The sequence below is a fragment of the Xanthomonas sp. WHRI 7064 genome (assembly GCF_040202355.2).
Lineage (GTDB): Bacteria > Pseudomonadota > Gammaproteobacteria > Xanthomonadales > Xanthomonadaceae > Xanthomonas > Xanthomonas arboricola.
Genome location: NZ_CP167821.1, coordinates 1,103,020 through 1,120,459, shown reverse-complemented (window position 1 = coordinate 1,120,459; position 17,440 = coordinate 1,103,020). Strand labels below are relative to the sequence as shown.

The following is a 17,440-nucleotide window of genomic DNA, read 5'->3' as shown; positions in this document are numbered from 1 at the left end:
ACTTTCTGGTGAACGTTCGCCAGGTGTTTTCGCACACGCGTCAACCTTCAGCCGCAGCCGTCGCACTCACGCCAGTCACTCCCCCAATCTGCATTCGGAAGACAGCGCCATGACCATGCCGACCGACTCGATCTCCTTCCACGCCCGTCTCACCCCACACCGGCTTGCCGCCCGCGACCTGCTGCAGGACCGGCAATGGACGTACGCAGAACTGGATATCTTGATCGGCCGTCTGGCCGCCTTGCTACAGGCGCGCGGCTGCATCGATGGCGAACGGCTCGCCGTGCTGGCGCGCAATTCGGTCTGGCAGGTGGCGCTGCATTTCGCCTGTGGACGCGTCGGCGCGATTTACGTGCCGCTCAACTGGCGGCTGAGCACGGCCGAACTGGATGCATTGCTGCAGCGCGCCGAGCCACACCTGCTGTTGGGCGACGACGTTGCGGCAGGGCGCACCGATGTCGCCTCGCTGGCCGACTTCGTCGATGCGGCGAACACGCTCGAACCGGCGAACACCGGGTCGATTCCACCCGAACGCATCAGCCTGATCCTGTTCACCTCCGGCACCTCCGGCCAGCCCAAAGGCGTGATGCTGAGCGAGCAGAACCTGCAGCAGGTGGCGCACAACTTCGGCGTTACCACGCGCGTGGATGCCGGCAGCAGTTTCCTGTGCGAAGCGCCGATGTTCCACATCATCGGCCTGGCCACCAACGTGCGCCCGGTGCTGGCGGTGGGCGGCTCGATCCAGGTTTCCAACGGCTTCGAGCCCAGGCGCACGCTGGGCTGGCTGAGCGACCAGTCGCTGGGCATCACCCATTACGTCGGCGTGCCGCAGATGATGCAGGCCTTCCGCAGCCAGCCCGGTTTCGACGCGGCGTCGCTGCGGCATCTCACCGCGCTGGTCAGCGGCGGCGCGCCGCACGCCAGCGATGACCTGCTCGGCTGGCTGGACGACGGTGTGCCGATGGTCAGCGGCTTCGGCATGAGCGAAGCCGGCACGGTGTTCGGCATGTCGGTGGACTGCGCGGTGATCCGCGACAAGCTGGGCGCAGTCGGCATTTCGACCCCTGCGGTGCAGACGCGCGTGGTCGATGGCGATGGCAACGACTGCCCGGTCGGCATGCCCGGCGAGCTGTTGTTGCGCGGCCCCAACCTCAGCCCCGGCTACTGGCGCGACCCGCAGGCAAGCGCCGCTGCGCTCGACGAGCACGGCTGGTTCCGCACCGGCGACATCGTGCGGCGCGATGCCGACGGATTCTTCTGGGTCGTCGATCGCAAGAAGGACATGTTCATTTCCGGCGGCGAGAACGTGTATCCGGCCGAGATCGAAGCGCTGCTTGCCGATCACCCGCAGGTACGCGAATGCGCAGTGGTGGGGATCGCCGACCCGCAATGGGGGGAGGTGGGCTACCTGGCGATCGTACCGGCCGACGAGACGCCGGATCTGGAGCAGATCCGCGTCTATCTGATCGAACGGCTGGCCAAGTACAAGGTGCCCAAGCACCTGCGCGTGGTCGAGGCACTGCCGCGCACCGCGACCGGCAAGCTGCAGAAGGCGCGCCTGAAAGATGCGCTGGCCACCGAGACGTGATGCGGCCGGATGTGGATTACGCCGCGAGCAGCCGGCAGTGACCCGCAGGCTCGCTGCCCCAGCCAAGGCAGCGACCGATGCCAGACAGCACAACGGGCAGCCTGAGCTGCCCGTTGTGTGCATGCCGCACTCCAGCGCCATCCCGACACGGCAGCGGCTTGCGCCGCGCATGCCGCGCTCAATCGATCACGCGGACTCGCCCAGCAACAAGTTGTCCTCGCTGATCTGGTCGTCCACCCACACCGCCCCCTGCTCGGCCATGACCGCCAACTGGTGTTCCAGTTCGCGCATCAACAGGCGCACGCCGGGCTTGTGGATGGCACTGCCATCGCGATAGATCACCCCGCCTGCGCGCGCCTGCGACGGCTGCTGCAGCTGGAAGGCACGCAGCTCGCCGCGTGCGATATCCCCGGCCACCATCATGCTCGGCATCACCGCGATGCTGTCGGTGCCGAGCAGGATCTCGCGGGTGAAGCTGGCCGAACTGGAACGCAGCTGATCGCGCGTGGCCAGCCCGTGCTCGCGCATCACCTGCGCCACGTCGCGCTCGACGTGCTGGCTCAGCGTCGGCAACACCTGGCGATACGCAGCGGCTTCGGCGATGCGCACCTGGCCATTGGCAAACAGGGGGTGATCGCTGCGCGCCACCAGCGCGATCGGGTCCTGGTACAGCACCTTGCGGATCAACGCGTCGTAGCGGGCCAGCGGATACAGCCGGCCCACCACCAGGTCGATCTCGTTGCCGGCCAGCTTGGGCAGCAGTTCGTCGGTGCGTCCGTGCAGCAGGCGTACCCGCAGCGTGGGTTCGGCGCGATACAAGGCGGCCAGCACGGCCGGCAACAGGCCGCTGGCGGCGACCGGCAACGCGCCCACGGTGATGGTGAGCGCATCGTCCTGCAGCAGCCCCTCGAAGGTGTCCTGCGCGCGGCGCAACTGGCCGAGCACGACATGCGCGGTCTGTACCAGCACCTCGCCCATTGCATTGGGGCGCACGCCGCGCGAATGACGCTCAAACAGCGGCGCGCCGACGATCTCTTCGATCTCCTGCAGGGCACGCGTCAATGCGGGCTGGGTGACGTTCAAGACGCGTGAGGCGCGGAGCAGGCTTTTCTGCCGGTCCAGCGCCTCGATGACACGTAGATGCCGGACCTTGATGCGGTGTTCGAAGAACACGGAGGACATGGTCATGGGGGTAGACCTTACGTTGGGAAGTCGGGGAATGCGGCGGGACGGCACCAGGCCGCCGCCTGCAGCTCAGCGTGCATCGGGTACACGCCGGGTCTGCATGAAATCTTCGAAGGATTCGCCACGCATGATGGCGTAGACCTGCAGATTGGTCATGCGCACCACGCGGGCGAATTTTTCGATGACGAAGAAATTGGCGCCGTACTGCACCAGGCCGAGCCAGTCGCGCGCACGGATCAGCGCCTTTTCATGCTCGGTGAGGCCGGCTTCCTGCATCAGGGTTTCGGAATCTTCCAGAAAGCGGTCGCGCCATGGGGCGCGGATCATATGCCAGAAGAATCGGTTGATGCGCAACGCGCGGTTGCTGGTGCGCAGATCGAACAGGTAAGTGCCGCCGATCTGGTCCATGCCCTGTACTTGCGGATTCATCGGCCGGCCCTCATGCAGCATTCGCGGTAGACGTGGCGTGCGCGAGCAATTGCGCCGAAGACGGCGCGTCAGCGGCTTCGACGCCCGGCTCGTACAGCACCACCGTCATCGCGGTGGTGGTCATCAGATAGTAGTTCTGATGCAGCTTGCGGATCGGCCCGCCCAGCGCGCCACGCATCGCCAGCCACATGATCTGCTCCACGCTCTCGGCGCCACCCAGGCGCACGTAATCGGTGTGGGTGAGATCGGTCAGCGTTTCCGGCGCATGCTGGAAGCGGTCCAGAAATTCCATGTCCCAGTCGGTGTTGTTGAAACCGGTGCGCTCGCCGTGGATCTGGTGCGACAGCCCGCCGGTGCCCACCACCACCACCCTGAGATCCTCCGGATAGGATTCGATCGCCCGCCGCACCGCCTGGCCCAGGCGATAGCAACGGCGCGCGGTCGGCAGCGGGTACTGCAGCACGTTGATCGCGATCGGCACCACCGTGCCCGGCCAGTCCGGCACGTGCGGCCACAGCAACGGCAGCGGCGCCGCGCAGCCATGGTCGATCGGCTTGTCCTGAAAGACAGTCAGATCGAATTCGTCGTTGACCAGACATTCGGCGATATGCGCCTGCAATTGCACATCGCCGCGGATCGGCGGCAGGTTGCGCAGCCCTGCGCCTTCGTCGGCCACCGGGAAGCGCTCGCCGATGCCCAGGGCGAAGGTCGGATACAGGTCGAAGAAGAACGTCGTGCAATGGTCGTTGTAGAAGAACACCAGCACGTCTGCCTGCTGCTCAGCCAACCAGGCAGCCACCGGTGTGTAGCCGTCGAACAACGGCTTCCACAATGGATCCTGCTGTTTGCCCTTGTCGTAGGCCACCCCGATGGTGGGAACGTGCGAGGTTCCGATGCCGCCGATGATGCTTGCCATGCTGCACTCCTGCGATGCACGCCGGCCACCACTGCTGGCCGATTGCGCATCATTGATTGAGTCGAAATCCGTCCCGCTTTGGGATCCCAACAACGCCGACCAGCCACTCCGGACCGCCAAAACGGTATCCTTGGGATCCAAAGTGCCACCAAGCGCTCTCATCTGCAAGGTTTTTATACCGGTTTTGCGAGTTTTCCCCTTCGAAGGAACGTGCGCTGCAGTACGGCGCGAGAGAATGGAGCCAATGGCGAACAACCACCGATTGCAAGCGGTCCAGCAGCTACGCGAACTGATTCTGTGCGGCACCTTCGCCCCCGGTGAGCGCATCACCGAGGCCGCGCTGGCCGAGCGACTGGCTATCTCGCGCACTCCGATCCGTCAGGCCCTGCCGGCGCTGTGCCAGGAAGGCCTTCTTGTGCAGGCCGGTAACCGCGGCTATGCGGTGCGACGTTTCAGCCAGCAGGAGAGCCTGGACGCCCTGGCGGTGCGCGCCCTGATGGAAGGCATGGCTGCACGCGCCGTCGCCGAACAGGGCGCCTCGGCTGCGTTGCTGGCCACGCTGCATGCCTGTCTGGGCGAAGGCGACCGGATCCTGGCCACGCGCAGCCTGGATGCCGACGACGAGCAGGCCTATGGCGCGATGAATGCCCGCTTCCACCGCGCCATCGTGGTGGCCGCCAACAAGCCGATCCTGACCGAGACCGTGGACCGGTGCACCGTGGTGCCCTTCGTCAGCCCGGTCAATGTGGTGTTCGGCCAACGCTCGCCCAGCCTGGCCTACGACGATCTGTACTACGGACATCGGCAGCACGGCGCCATCGTCTCGGCCATCGAACAACGCGATGGCGCGCGTGCCGAGCTGTTGTTCCGCGAGCACGCCAATACCCAGCGCCACAGCATGGGCATCTGACGCGCGCACGGGTTTGGCGCGGACAGCGTGCACTGGCCTGGCGCAGCAGCCTGCACAGCTCAGAACTCGAACGTAGGACTACCCGGGCTTGCGCTGCATGCAGCGTTGCCTGCATCAGCGTGCTGCATTCGTCTGCGCCGCGGCATGCACGCAGATACACCGGCGTGCATGCCGCGGATACCTGCGGATTTCCACGCCAGAGAGTCCAAGCTAGAGGGAATGCACGAACATCAGGTTGACGCTGGTGCCGGCCACCGAATTCTTCACCTCTACCGGCAGATAGACATTGAAATTCAGCAGGTTGTTGGCATCCAGACGCCAGGACAGCCCTGGCCCGAGATAGAACTGCATGCGCTTGCTGTCGGGCACACGCTGCCCGTTGGTGCGGTTGTCCTTTAGCTGCTGCAGGTAATACCCGTTGATGCCCAGGCGCAGTTGCTCGCTGACCTTGAACGAACTAGCCAGGTTGGCCCACAGCACATCGCCGGCCTGACCATTGCGAAAACGGAATCCCGGGATCGGCGGTACGCCGCCGGCGCGATCGGTGCGGAAATTGTAGAGATAGTTCAGCCGCATGCTGATCTCCCAGTTGTCGCTGGGTTGTACGGTGAACGCCCAATGCGGCGCCACCGACCAGAATCCGGTGCTCTGGTTGATCGCGACATCGCGATCGAATTTGCCCACCGGAGCAAACGCATCGATCGCGAACCGCTGGAAGAACAGGATTCGTCCGTTGCGCATCACCGGGTCGATCTGCAGCGCCGGGCCGAAGGAAATGTCGCCCATCCCGAACCCGTTGCCGCGCAACTGCACCGGGCTGTCTGCGGCGAAGGACGTGTCGTAGTTGACCAGCGGCACGATCGTATTGAAGCTCAGCGACGCGCGCTTCCACCGATAGGGCGTGACATAGATCAGCTGGGTCAGCAGGACGCTGACACCGACCTTGGGATCGCGGAAGGCAGCCGAATCGTCGCCGCGCGCGTCCTTGATCGCGTCGAAGTCGTAGTGGCGCAGATACTCGATCACCGTCCAGCCCGGCGTCGAGGAGCCGAAGCCATCGAGAAAACTTGTCCCGCCCAGGTTGATGCCCTGCGGCGGTGCAGCGGTTTCCGGCACCGCTTGTGCGGATGCCGCAACGGGCACGCCGGCGCCAAGCAGTGTCAGCAAGGTCAGGACACGGCGCCGGTACGACGGCAACCGTGGCGGTGCAACAGCACAGCAGGCAGATGAGCTCACGCGTTCCACTAGGCGATTCTCCAATGCGATGGATGGATGACTGCGGCGCGACGTGGGGGGAGGAAAGCGGTGCTGCGGTACGCGGCGGCGGCGACTGCGCCGTCTGTGCGTCGATGAATCGGTAAGGGCAGCCGATCAGTCAGCGCCGATGCGCATCAGCAAGGCGCCAAGCCGCTGCTTGAACAACCAGCGCCCCTGCTCCAGCACCAGCACGTCGTCGAAACTGCCGAGCAACGCAGGCGATTGGGCTGTCCAGGGCGGCGCCGTCGAGGTGTCTGCAGCGGTGTAGAGCAGGACCTTGCTGTGCGCATGCGCCAGGGTCGGCGACTGGATGCTGACCAGGGTGTTGAGCATCAGGTGACAGGTCGTCCGCGGCGGACGGGCGCGGAACGATTGCAGAATCGCCTCGCGCCCGTGCACCGGCAGCTCCGGCGCACTGGGGCGGGCGAACACGCCGTCGGCAGTGAACAATGCGGCGAGCCCGTCGTGATCGTGCCGATCGTTGAGCAGTGCGAATTGGCGAATCACCTGCTCGCAGGCAATGATGATCGATGCATTGTCGGGCATGCAGCCTCCTCGGGTCGTTGCTGAAAAACCGACACGCCTGGTCAACGACGGCAGCGCACGCGCCGCCAGCCGGACCGGGCCGCCATCACGCGTCCTGCAGCCAGTCGCGCATTGCTGCACTGACGGCCGCGGGTGCTTCCAGCGGCGCCATATGCCCGCTGTTTTCGAAGACCACCAGCCGTGCGTGCGGGATCTGCTGCGCCATCTGCTGGTGCTGGGCCAGGGGGCTCCAGACGTCCTGCCGACCCACGCCCAGCAAGGTCGGGCAGCGGATCTGCGCCAGCACCGGCGCGGCATCGGGGCGCTCCAACAAGGCTTCGATCTGGCCGGCGTAGTCCTGCACGCTGTGCCGCTGGACCATCGCGATCAGTGGGTTCATCAGCTCGGCATCGGCGTGCCGGTCCGGATGCAGCATCGGCGGCAGCCATTGCCGTGCCAGCGCCTGCATGCCTTGCGTGTGCGCAAGCCGCACCAGCGCCGCGCGCTGCTCACGCTCGCCGTCGCGGCGTGGCGCGATGCCGGTGTCCAGCAAGGCCAGGCGCTGCACCCGTTGCGGCGCCTGGCGCATGATCTCCAGCGCCACCCGCCCGCCCATCGAATGGCCGGCCACTGCGAACTGCGGCGGAGCGACGGCCAATACGTGTGCTGCCATCTGCACGATGCTGTCGAAGCCGGCGAAGTCCAGCACCTGCACCTCGGCCAGATCGCCCAGCGCCGCGCGTTGCGGCTGCCAGATGCTGGCGTCGCAGAGCAGGCCGCAGAGCAGCAGCAGGCCGGGCTTGGACGAACGGGTGGTGGAAGATGACATGGCTCGACTGTAGCCACGCCGGCTTCGCCCGTCGTATGGAACATGCTGCCCGCGCTATAAGCGAATCAACATACCAAGACATGGCCGACGCTTGCGCGTCGGCCGTCAGGCGATCACGCGCTGCCGGAGGCGCGCTTCCACAGCACATCGACCAGCGGCGGCAACTTGCCGGCCAGCCCGAGCACCGACCCGCGCAACAGGGTCAGGTGCATGTCGTCGTTGGAGAACACCGTGTTGATCGCATCGAAGCCATACGCGGCCACGGTGTTCTCGCTGCGCCGGGTGCGCGCCCAGCGCTGCAGCCGGTGCGGGGCTGCCCAGTCCGCACGCTTTGCCAGCGCATTGCGCACTTCATCGCGCAACGCAGCGACATCGCGCAGGCCCAGATTGACGCCCTGCCCGGCCAGCGGATGCACCACGTGCGCGGCATCGCCCAAGGTCAGCACGCGGCCGCTGACGTATTGCTCCACCAGTTGCCGTTGCAGCGGAAACGCGGTGCGCGCGGAGACCACTTGCACCTGCCCCAACCGCGCCGCAAAGGCTTGGGTCAGCTCGCGCGAGAAGTCGGCATCGTCCAGCGCCAGCACACGCGCGGCCTCGGCATCCGGCAAGGTCCATACGATCGAACTGCGTCCATCGGCGAACGGCAGGAATGCCAGCGGGCCGGTGGTCAGGAAACGCTGCCAGGCAGTGGCCTGATGCGGCTGTTCGGTCTCCACGAAGGCGACCACGCCGCGCTGCGCGTAGGCATGCCGCGACACCGGCAGACCGGCGAGCTCGCGCAGGCTCGATGCGGCGCCGTCGGCAGCGATGGCGAGCGCCGCTTCCAGGCGGCTGCCATCGTCCAGGCGCAGGCGTACGCTATGTGCGTCCTGCTCCAGCTCGACCACGCGTGCCGGGCAATGCACCTCGATGCCGGCCGCGTGCACGGCGGCCCACAGGCGATCGACCAGCACCGCGTGTTCGATGATCCAGCCGAGTTGTTCGCGGCCCAGGGTGTCGGCATCGAAGCTCAGCTCGCCGCCACCGGCCGCATCCCAGACCCGCATGCGCCGGTACGGCTGCACGCGGGCAGCGCGCACCAAGGACCATACGCCCAGGCTGTCGAGCAATGCGGCATTGTCGGCGGCGAAGGCATAGACGCGTAAATCGGACTGGTCTGCCCGCCAGCGCGCGGGCTCGCGGCCTTCGATCAGGGCCACGCTCAGGCCGGCATCGGCCAGCGCCAGCGCGCAGGCAGCACCAACCACGCCACCGCCGACGATCAAGGCATCGCGGGTACCACGGCGACTCATGCGACGCCCCTGCACAACTGCGGCACATCGCCCCGGAAACCCATCGCCCCGCCGACCAGCATCGATTGCAGCGGCGCCGCCTGCGAGGTGGCGAGCAGGCCGAGGCTGCGCAACGGCCGCAGCAACGGCGCCGGATTGCCGGTGAGCCGCGCCAGCCCGCTGGAAAACCCGATGGTCTGCTCGCGGTCCACGCGCCGCCGCGCCAGGTACTCGGCCAACAATGCGCCCGCCCCGGCATCGCTGCGATCGTGCTCGATCAGTTCGGCCAGCGTCAGTGCATCGCGCAAGCCGAGGTTGAAGCCTTGCGCGCCAATCGGATGCAGCGTCTGCGCGGCGTTGCCCAGCAGCACCACGCGCTCGGCGACCAACTCGTTGGCCAGCACCTGCACCAGCGGGTACGCGCTGCGCTCGCCGCTGGCGACAAAGCGCCCGGCGCGCCATCCGGCCGCCCGCTGCAACCGGGCCAGCCAGCCGGTCTCGTCGAGCGCGGCCACCGTCTCGGCCTCGGCGCGCGCCACGCAGTGGATCGCACCGTAATGGCGGTCGCCGCGCGGCAACAAAGCGGTCGGCCCGTGCTCGCCGAAGCGCTCCCAGGCGGTACCATCCGGTGGGCGGGAGGCACGCACCCGCGCCACGAACAAGGTCTGCAGGAAGTCGTGCGCGTCGCTGCCGATATGCAGCAGCTCGCGCACTGCGCTATGGGTGCCGTCGGCGCCCACCACCAGCCGCGCCTGCACGCGCTGCTCGCCATCGGCGGTGGCAATCCGCAGCGCGCGCAGACCGTCCTGCACCGGCTCGACCCCGATGCAGCGTGCCGGGCGATAGCGGCGCAGCCGGGTCAGTTCGTTCAGGCGTGCCTGCAAGGCCTCGCCGAAATCGCGCGCCACCACCACCTGGCCGAAGCTGTCGCGGCCGTAATCGGCCGCGTCCAGCTGCACACGACCGAAGTCGCCGGCCCGGCTGACGTGGATGCGCCGGATCGGCCCGGGGGCGCTGCGCAGCTTGGCCATCACCCCCAGCACGCTCAGCGCATTGACGGTGGCGGCGGCAAAACTCAGGTTGCGCTGGTCGAACACCGCTGGCGGCGTGCCGGCCGGGGTGGCTTCCACCAGCCCGACATCCAGGCCGATGCGGTCCAGCGCAATCGCCAGGCTGGAGCCAACTAGGCCGCCGCCGACGATCAGAACGTCATGTGGATGTGTCATTGCCACATGATAAGCCTTCGCCCGTGACCCGTTGCCGCGCCCGGGTGGGACAGCTTGCCGCGCCCGGGCTGGCGTAGCGCGGCCGGCGATCGCTCAGGTAGCGCTGCCGACCCTTGCCGGTGCAGGGCGCATCCGGAAACCCACCGATTTGCGTCCGTCGTGTCCAGCAACGGGGGCGGCCAGGCGGGCCACCGCAAGGCCGCCAATGGCGCGGGCGTGCCGGGTTCCACGCTACACTCGCCAGCCTGTGATCCGGCCACCTCTCGCGCATGACTCCTCGCTCGCACGACACCCTGGTTTTGAGTCTGCTTGCCGTCCTGATGGCGGCCACGCGGATCAATCACTTCGCGCCGATCCCGGACGCGTCCTGGGCGGTGTTCTTCATCGGCGGCTTCCATCTGGCCGCGCGCACCAGGCTGGCGTTCCCGCTGCTGATGCTGCTGGCGGTGGCGGTGGATTGGCTGGTGATCACCAACCAGGGCCTGAGCTTCTGGCAGCACTACTGCGTGTCGCCGGCGTACTGGTGCCTGATCCCGGCGTATTTCGCGCTATGGGCCGGCGGCGTGTGGCTGCGTCGGCAGTATCACGGCGCACAGTGGAGCGCGCTGGCCCGGCTGGTGCCGGCGCTGCTGCTCTCGGTGGCGCTGTGCCAGTTGATCGCCCAGGGCAGCTTCTACTGGATCAGTGCCAGCGTGGCCGAGCCGACCGTGGCCGGCTGGTTCAAGAACTACACCGACTGGCTGGGACCGTATCTGCGCAGCGCCACGCTGTATGTCGCTGCGGCTGCGGCAATCCAGGTCGCCGCCGAGCGCCTGACCAGCGCACCTGGCCAGACCCAGGCCGGCTGAGATGGGCAACCGGCTCTCGCGGATCTATACGCGCACCGGCGACGACGGCAGCACCGGGCTGGGCGACGGCAGCCGTACCGGCAAGGATGCGCTGCGGGTCAACGCCTACGGCACCGTGGACGAGGCCAATTCGGCCATCGGCGTGCTGCTGGCCGCCCCCGGTGTGCCGGAATCGATCGCCGGGCTGCTGACCACCATCCAGCACCAGTTGTTCGATCTGGGCGGCGAGTTGTGCATCCCCGGCCATGCCGCCATCGATAGCGCCGATATCGATGCGCTGGAGCGCCAGCTGGACCTGTTCAACGACACGCTGCCCCCGCTAAAGGAATTCATTCTGCCGGCCGGGGGCGAGGCCGCTGCGCGCTGCCACCTGGCCCGCACCATCGTGCGCCGGGCCGAGCGCGAGACCGTTGCACTATCGCGCCAGGAGAGCGTGCGCAGCGAGGCGATCGGCTACCTGAACCGGCTATCCGACCTTCTGTTCGTGCTGGCGCGCGTGCTGGCGCGCGCCGATGGCCGGCAGGAAGTGCTATGGCGGCACGACCGCCGGCGCGGCTGAGCTGCACATGGCACGGCGGACAGGCTAGATTTGCCCCATGTTGGTCTTTACCCATCCCGCCTGCCTCGGTCACGACGCCGGCCCCGAGCATCCCGAGAGCCCCGCCCGCCTGGAAGCGGTGGTGGGGGCCCTGCGCGACGCGTTCCCGAACCTGGACTGGCGCGAGGCGCCACTGGCCAAGCTCGGCGACCTGTGCCGGGTGCATGAGCGCGAACAGGTCGACGCGGTACTGGAAACCGCGTTCCAAGGCCACCACCGGCTCGACGTGGATACTGTGATGTCACCTGGCTCGCGCGCGGCAGCATTGCGCGCGGCTGGCGCCGGCATCGCCGCGGTGGACGCGGTGATGCAGGACGCCACCCGCACCGCGTTTTGCGCCGTGCGCCCACCCGGGCACCACGCCACCGCGCAGGTGTCGATGGGCTTTTGCCTGTTCAACAACATTGCCGTGGCCGCCGCGCATGCGCGCGACCGGCATGGGCTGGAACGCATCAGCATCGTAGATTTCGACGTCCACCACGGCAACGGCACGCAGGCGATCTTCGAACGCGACCCGAGCGTGCAGTATCTCAGCACCCACCAGTCCGGGCTCTATCCGCACTCGGGCAGCGTTTACGAGCGCGGCATCGGCAACATCCACAACCTGCTGCTGCAACCAGGCAGCGACGGGCTGCGCTTCCGCAACGTGTGGGAAGACGAGATGCTGCCGCTGGTGGATGCCTTCCGCCCGCAGCTGATCCTGATCTCGGCCGGCTTCGATGCGCATTTGCGCGATCCGCTGGCCGATCTGATGCTCGATGCCGACGATTTCGCCTGGCTGACCGGCGCGCTGCGCACCCTGGCCGAGCGGCATGCCCGTGGCCGGGTGGTGTCCATGCTGGAAGGCGGCTACGACCTGCAGGCCTTGCGCGAAAGCAGCGTGGCGCACGTGGCCGCGCTGCGTTGAACCCTACCGGCGCCTTGTTCGCGCCCCCATCGCGATGAACCTCGCCCTCCCGACCAGGGAGCTCTTCATTGCCCCTATGCGGGGTATGCGGCAAGCTAGTCGCCATTTTATTGGTTGAATCACGCGTGCGCCGAGTTCTCCGCCTGCTGCCCCTGCCTTTGAGCATCGCCATCTGCCTCCCGGCCATGGCTGCCGACAAGCCGTTGAACTGGGGACTGTGCCCGGCCGTGGATCCGCTGCCTGGCTTCGACGGCGCGCCCGCCGCAGACGCCAAGGCCGCCGAAATGCGCCAGCAGTTGCCGACCGACATCGAAGGCGACCAGCTGTCCGGCACCAGCACCACCCCGCAGTACCAGGGCAATGTGGCGCTCAAGCGCGGCGACCAGTTCCTGGGCGCCGACAACCTGCGCATGGACACCGAGACCGGCAACTACATCGCCGAAGGCCATGTCCGCTACCAGGACACCTCCTTCCGTATGGTCGCCGACCGTGCCGAAGGCAACCAGGACACCGACGCCCACAAGGTCACCAACATCCAGTACCAGTTGGTGGACCGGCGCGGCAACGGCGCGGCCGAATCGGTGGACCTGCAGGGCCAGGTCGGGCAGATGCACCGCTCGACCTATACCACCTGCGATCCCTCGCAGCCGATCTGGCGTGTGCGCGCGCCGGAGATCGACGTCGACAACGAAGAAGGCTTCGGCACCGCCCGCAACGCCGTGCTGCAGATCGGCAAGGTGCCGGTGCTGTATTTCCCCTGGTTCAAGTTCCCGATCGATGACCGTCGCCAGACCGGCCTGCTGTTCCCGCAGTTCGGCCTGTCCGGCCGCAATGGCTTCGATTACCTGCAACCGATCTACCTGAACCTGGCGCCGAACTACGACGCGACCCTGTTGCCGCGCTACATGAGCAAGCGCGGTTTCATGTTCGGCACCGAGTTCCGCTACCTGTACGAAGGCGGTCGTGGCGAGATCACCGGCAACTATCTGCCCAACGACAAATTGCGCGATAAAGATCGCGGCAGCGTTTTCTACAGTGGCTACCACAATCTCAATTCCCACTGGCAGGCGCGCAGCAGCATCTCCTGGGTCAGCGACACCCGCTATGTGGAAGATTTCACCAGCCGCATCAACGGCATGGGCTCGGCCTCCAGCCTGCAGAGCACTGTAGGCGTCTACGGGACGGGCGAGACCTGGACCGCCGGCCTGATGGCCGACCGTTGGCAGCTCACCGACTACACGCTGGACGAGCAGGCGCTGCCCTACAACCGCCAGCCTCGCGCCTATTTCACCTGGGACAAGCCGTTCGGCATCTTCGAGGCCGGCGTGTATGCCGAGGCAGTGCGGTTCACCCATGACGACTCATATCTGGTGACGTTCACGCCCAACAGTGGCAACAACGATAACAACGGCGACGAGTACGTCCGCACCAATATCCGCAACAAGGAATATGGCAGCGGCTCGCGCTTTGACATCAAGCCCTACATCTCGATGCCGCTGTCCGGCGCTGCCTGGTTCTTCACTCCGACCGTGGCTTGGCGCTACACCGCGTATCAGCTGGATTCGACGCTGGCCAACACCCCGCCGTTGACCGGCGACCGTTCTCCGTCGCGCAGCCTGCCCATCGCATCCGTCGACGCCGGTCTGTATTTCGACCGTGAGACCTCGGTGTTCGGCACCAACTATCTCAATACGCTGGAACCGCGCATGTACTACCTGTACGTGCCCTACCGCGACCAGGATGATCTGCCGGTCTTCGATACCCGCCCGTTCACCTTCAGCTACGGACAGTTGTTCCGCGATAGCCGCTATACCGGCGCCGACCGCCAGAACGATGCCAACCAGTTGACCCTGGCAGTGACCTCGCGCTGGCTGCGCCAGGACGACGGCCGCGAGAAGCTGTCATTGAGTGCCGGCCAGATCCTGTACTTCAACGATTCGCTGGTCACCATCAACAACAGCACCAATGCCGCTGCCGGTAGCGAGCAGACCATCGAGCAGGGCAAGTCCGCCTGGGTGGCCGATGCCAACTACATGATCAACGACCGCTGGTCGATGGGCGCCACTTATCAGTGGAACCCGAACTCGCGCAAGGAAGATCTGGCCAGCCTGCGCACGCGCTACCTGCTGGGCAACGACGGCATCATCAATCTGGCATACCGGTACCGCCGCGATCTGATCAGTAACAACGATCAGCTCAAACAGGCCGACTTCTCCTTCCTGTACCCGATCAACCCCACCTGGAGTGCGGTCGGCCGCTATTACTACTCGCTGCTGGACCGCAAGCCGCTGGAAATCATCGGTGGCGTGCAGTGGGACAGCTGCTGCCTGGCGGTGCGCGCGCTGGTGCGCCGGTTCGTGCGCAACCGCAATGGCGAGATGGACAACTCCATCCAGGTGGAGTTCGTGCTGAAGGGCCTGAGCTCGTTCGGGCAGAACACGGACCGCACTTTGCGCCGTGCTATTCTCGGCTATTACCGCGACGACCTGTACCTGGTCCCGCCCAGCAATACCACGACTAATCCGGACGATTACGATCCGAACTTGATTCCATGACCAAGCCTTTCTCTGTTGTTCTTGCCTCGCTGCTGGTACTCACCAGCACGCTCTCGCCGTTGGCCTCGGCACAGCAATCCCAGCCGCTGGATCGCATTGCCGCCATCGTCGATGAAGACGTGGTGTTGCAGAGCGAGCTCGATCGTGCCGTACGCAACGTCAAGTCGCAGTACGCCGGCCGGGAAAACCAGCTGCCGCCGGACGATGTCCTGCAGCGCCAGGTGCTCGAGCGTCTGGTTCTGGTCAAATTGCAGGTCGGTCGTGCCGATGGCAGCGGTATCCGCGTCAGCGACGAGGAACTCAACCGGGCAATTGCCAGCATCGCCCAGCAGAACGGCACCACTGTCGATGGCCTGCGCCAGAAACTGGCGGCCGACGGCATGGGCTATGGCGATTTCCGCGCTTCGGTGCGCGACGAAATCATCGTGCAGCGCCTGCGCCAGAGCTTTGCACAGAGCCGCATCAGTGTGAGCGAAGGTGAAGTGGACACTGCGCTGGCGCAGCAGGCCACCACCGGCAGCCAATATCACCTGGCGCACATCCTGGTTGGCCTGCCGGAAGGTGCGACGGCCGACCAGATCGCCACTGGCCAGAAAAAGGTCGATGGCGTGAAGGCATTGATCGACAAAGGCGAGCTGGACTTCTCAGCAGCGGCAGTGCGGTATTCCGACAGCCCGAACGCGCTGGAAGGCGGCGATCTGGGCTGGCGCAGCCTGGACGAGATCCCCAACGCATTCGCCCAGCTGATCCGCGACATGCAGCCTGGCCAGGTCGCCGGTCCGCTGCGCGGCCCCAGCGGTTTCCAGTTGCTCAAACTGGTGGAAATGCGCGACGCCAATGCCGGCGGCGAAAAGAAGCTGGTCACCGAATACAACGCACGCCACATCCTGGTGCGCATCAACGACAGCCAAACCGAGGCGCAGGCCAAGGCCAAGATCGACACGCTGCGTGCCCGCATCACCGGCGGCGCCGACTTCCAGGCTACCGCGAAGGAGTCGTCGGAAGACACCAACAGCCGTGGTCAGGGTGGCGATCTGGGCTGGTTCCCGGCCGATGCGTTCGGCCCGGACTTCGGCAAGCAGGTCGAAGGCCTGGCCGATGGCGCGGTGTCCGAGCCGTTCCGCACCCAGGCGGGTTGGCACATCGTGCAGCGCGTGGGCAGCCGTCAGACCGACGTCAGTGCCGAAAGCCAGCGTGCGCAGATCCGTGAAACGATCGGCCGCCGCAAGCTGGAAGAAGAGTACAACCGCTATCTGCAGGAGCTGCGTGGCGAAGCGTATGTGAGCTTCCGCACCGGCGACCGCGCCGATGGCGATGCCACTGCCGCTCCGGCCAAGCCGGCCGACCCTGCGGCGCCTGCCGCACCGACGCCGCCGCCGGCGCAGCCGACGCGCTGATTCGATGCTCCCGTCGCTCGCGCTGGTGCCAGGCGAGCCGGCCGGGATCGGGCCGGAACTGTGCGTCCGGCTCGCCCAACGGCCGCGCTCGGACGCCCATCTGATCGCCTACGCCGATCCGGACACCCTGCACAGCGCCGCAAAGGCGCTGTCTTTGTCTGTACGGCTGCTCGATCCGGACCAGCGCGCCCGCGCGCCCGGTGACCTGCCGCTGCATCCGATCCGCCAGGCAGTGCCGACCCGTTTCGGCACCGCGAACCCTGCCAATGCGGCGGCGGTCATCGCCGGCCTGCGCGGCGCTGCCGGCGACTGCCTGTCCGGCAAGCTGCAGGGCATCGTCACCGGCCCGGTGCACAAGGCGGTGATCAATGCCGGCGGCATTCCCTACACCGGCACCACCGAGCTGCTGGCCGAGCAGGCGGGCTGCCCGGTAGTGATGATGCTGGCCAATGCCATCGTGCGCGTCGCCCTGGTGACTACCCATTTGCCGCTGCGCGCAGTGGCCGATGCGATCACTGCCGACGCGGTGACGCGCTGCCTTCGCATCACCGACGCCGCGATGCGACGCGACTTCGGCCTGGAACGCCCGCGCATCGCGGTGCTGGGCCTCAACCCGCATGCCGGCGAAGACGGGCACCTGGGCCGCGAGGAGCTGGACGTCATCATCCCGGTACTGGAGCAGCTACGCGGCGACGGCATGCAGCTGATCGGCCCGCTGCCGGCCGACACCGCATTCTTGCCGCAGAAGCTCACCGGCTTCGATGCGGTGGTGGCGATGTATCACGACCAGGGCCTGCCGGTGCTCAAGTACAGCGGCTTCGAGCAGGCGGTCAACATCACGCTCGGCCTGCCCTATCCACGCGTGGCGGTCGATCACGGCACCGCGCTGGAGCTGGCCGGGCGCGGTATCGCCGACCCGTCCAGCCTGATGGCGGCGACCGAGCTGTGCGCGCGCCTGGCCACACGCGGCTGAGCGAGGCCTGATTGCCAACAATC

Annotated in this window: 16 protein-coding genes; 8 read left to right on the top strand and 8 right to left on the bottom strand. The window is 66.7% G+C overall.

Annotation, left to right across the window (positions count from 1 at the left end; translation table 11 throughout):
• The first annotated feature begins 109 nt into the window (after window positions 1-109).
• Window positions 110-1,588, top strand: a complete 1,479-nt coding sequence (locus ABQY74_RS04740) for an AMP-binding protein (RefSeq protein ID WP_349793609.1) — start codon at window positions 110-112, stop codon at window positions 1,586-1,588.
• 186 nt (window positions 1,589-1,774) lie between these two features.
• On the opposite strand, the gene ABQY74_RS04735 is transcribed toward ABQY74_RS04740, so the two are convergent.
• The 3 genes from ABQY74_RS04735 to ABQY74_RS04725 all read right to left on the bottom strand — a co-directional run bounded on the left by ABQY74_RS04735 (window position 1,775) and on the right by ABQY74_RS04725 (window position 4,118).
• A complete protein-coding gene (locus tag ABQY74_RS04735) occupies window positions 1,775-2,776 on the bottom strand; it encodes a LysR substrate-binding domain-containing protein (protein ID WP_016900751.1) in 1,002 nt (333 codons plus the stop codon).
• A gap of 66 nt (window positions 2,777-2,842) precedes the next feature.
• Window positions 2,843-3,202 (bottom strand): protocatechuate 3,4-dioxygenase, encoded by a 360-nt coding sequence (locus ABQY74_RS04730; protein ID WP_039523676.1) that lies wholly within the window; start codon window positions 3,200-3,202, stop codon window positions 2,843-2,845.
• A 10-nt stretch (window positions 3,203-3,212) separates the two neighbouring features.
• Window positions 3,213-4,118 carry a gallate dioxygenase gene (locus ABQY74_RS04725; RefSeq protein ID WP_024938270.1) on the bottom strand — a complete coding sequence of 302 codons (906 nt, stop codon included), beginning with the start codon at window positions 4,116-4,118 and terminating at the stop codon, window positions 3,213-3,215.
• Between the two features lie 235 nt (window positions 4,119-4,353).
• Here ABQY74_RS04725 and ABQY74_RS04720 point away from each other — a divergent pair, with 235 nt between their 5' ends.
• Window positions 4,354-5,028, top strand: coding sequence for a GntR family transcriptional regulator (locus tag ABQY74_RS04720; protein ID WP_047128171.1), 675 nt, complete (start codon window positions 4,354-4,356; stop codon window positions 5,026-5,028).
• A gap of 210 nt (window positions 5,029-5,238) precedes the next feature.
• Here the strand turns inward: ABQY74_RS04720 and ABQY74_RS04715 are convergent, their stop codons facing one another.
• The 5 genes from ABQY74_RS04715 to ubiH all read right to left on the bottom strand — a co-directional run bounded on the left by ABQY74_RS04715 (window position 5,239) and on the right by ubiH (window position 10,139).
• Window positions 5,239-6,273 (bottom strand): transporter, encoded by a 1,035-nt coding sequence (locus tag ABQY74_RS04715; RefSeq protein WP_181143225.1) that lies wholly within the window; start codon window positions 6,271-6,273, stop codon window positions 5,239-5,241.
• Window positions 6,274-6,399: 126 nt separating this feature from the next.
• A complete protein-coding gene (locus ABQY74_RS04710; RefSeq protein ID WP_349793612.1) occupies window positions 6,400-6,831 on the bottom strand; it encodes a nuclear transport factor 2 family protein in 432 nt (143 codons plus the stop codon).
• A gap of 85 nt (window positions 6,832-6,916) precedes the next feature.
• Window positions 6,917-7,639, bottom strand: a complete 723-nt coding sequence (locus tag ABQY74_RS04705; protein WP_104555965.1) for an alpha/beta fold hydrolase — start codon at window positions 7,637-7,639, stop codon at window positions 6,917-6,919.
• 113 nt (window positions 7,640-7,752) lie between these two features.
• A complete protein-coding gene (locus ABQY74_RS04700; protein WP_104570357.1) occupies window positions 7,753-8,934 on the bottom strand; it encodes a UbiH/UbiF family hydroxylase in 1,182 nt (393 codons plus the stop codon).
• A complete protein-coding gene (ubiH, locus tag ABQY74_RS04695) occupies window positions 8,931-10,139 on the bottom strand; it encodes a 2-octaprenyl-6-methoxyphenyl hydroxylase (RefSeq protein WP_104570358.1) in 1,209 nt (402 codons plus the stop codon). The genes ABQY74_RS04700 and ubiH overlap by 4 nt, the downstream gene beginning before the upstream one ends.
• A 269-nt stretch (window positions 10,140-10,408) precedes the next feature.
• On the opposite strand from ubiH, the gene ABQY74_RS04690 reads away from it, so the two are divergent.
• The 6 genes from ABQY74_RS04690 to pdxA all read left to right on the top strand — a co-directional run bounded on the left by ABQY74_RS04690 (window position 10,409) and on the right by pdxA (window position 17,417).
• Window positions 10,409-10,987, top strand: a complete 579-nt coding sequence (locus ABQY74_RS04690) for a hypothetical protein (RefSeq protein ID WP_104570359.1) — start codon at window positions 10,409-10,411, stop codon at window positions 10,985-10,987.
• A gap of 1 nt (window position 10,988) precedes the next feature.
• Complete coding sequence (locus tag ABQY74_RS04685; RefSeq protein ID WP_104570360.1) at window positions 10,989-11,546, top strand: cob(I)yrinic acid a,c-diamide adenosyltransferase; 558 nt, start codon at window positions 10,989-10,991, stop codon at window positions 11,544-11,546.
• Window positions 11,547-11,583: 37 nt separating this feature from the next.
• Window positions 11,584-12,492 (top strand): histone deacetylase family protein, encoded by a 909-nt coding sequence (locus ABQY74_RS04680; protein ID WP_104570361.1) that lies wholly within the window; start codon window positions 11,584-11,586, stop codon window positions 12,490-12,492.
• 125 nt (window positions 12,493-12,617) lie between these two features.
• Entirely contained in the window at window positions 12,618-15,047 is a 2,430-nt protein-coding gene (gene lptD, locus ABQY74_RS04675) for an LPS-assembly protein LptD (protein WP_039523662.1), read from the top strand.
• Window positions 15,044-16,444 carry a peptidylprolyl isomerase gene (locus tag ABQY74_RS04670; RefSeq protein ID WP_047124651.1) on the top strand — a complete coding sequence of 467 codons (1,401 nt, stop codon included), beginning with the start codon at window positions 15,044-15,046 and terminating at the stop codon, window positions 16,442-16,444. Before lptD ends, ABQY74_RS04670 begins: the two co-directional genes overlap by 4 nt.
• 4 nt (window positions 16,445-16,448) lie before the next feature.
• Entirely contained in the window at window positions 16,449-17,417 is a 969-nt protein-coding gene (gene pdxA, locus ABQY74_RS04665) for a 4-hydroxythreonine-4-phosphate dehydrogenase PdxA (RefSeq protein WP_349793617.1), read from the top strand.
• Window positions 17,418-17,440: the final 23 nt, after the last annotated feature.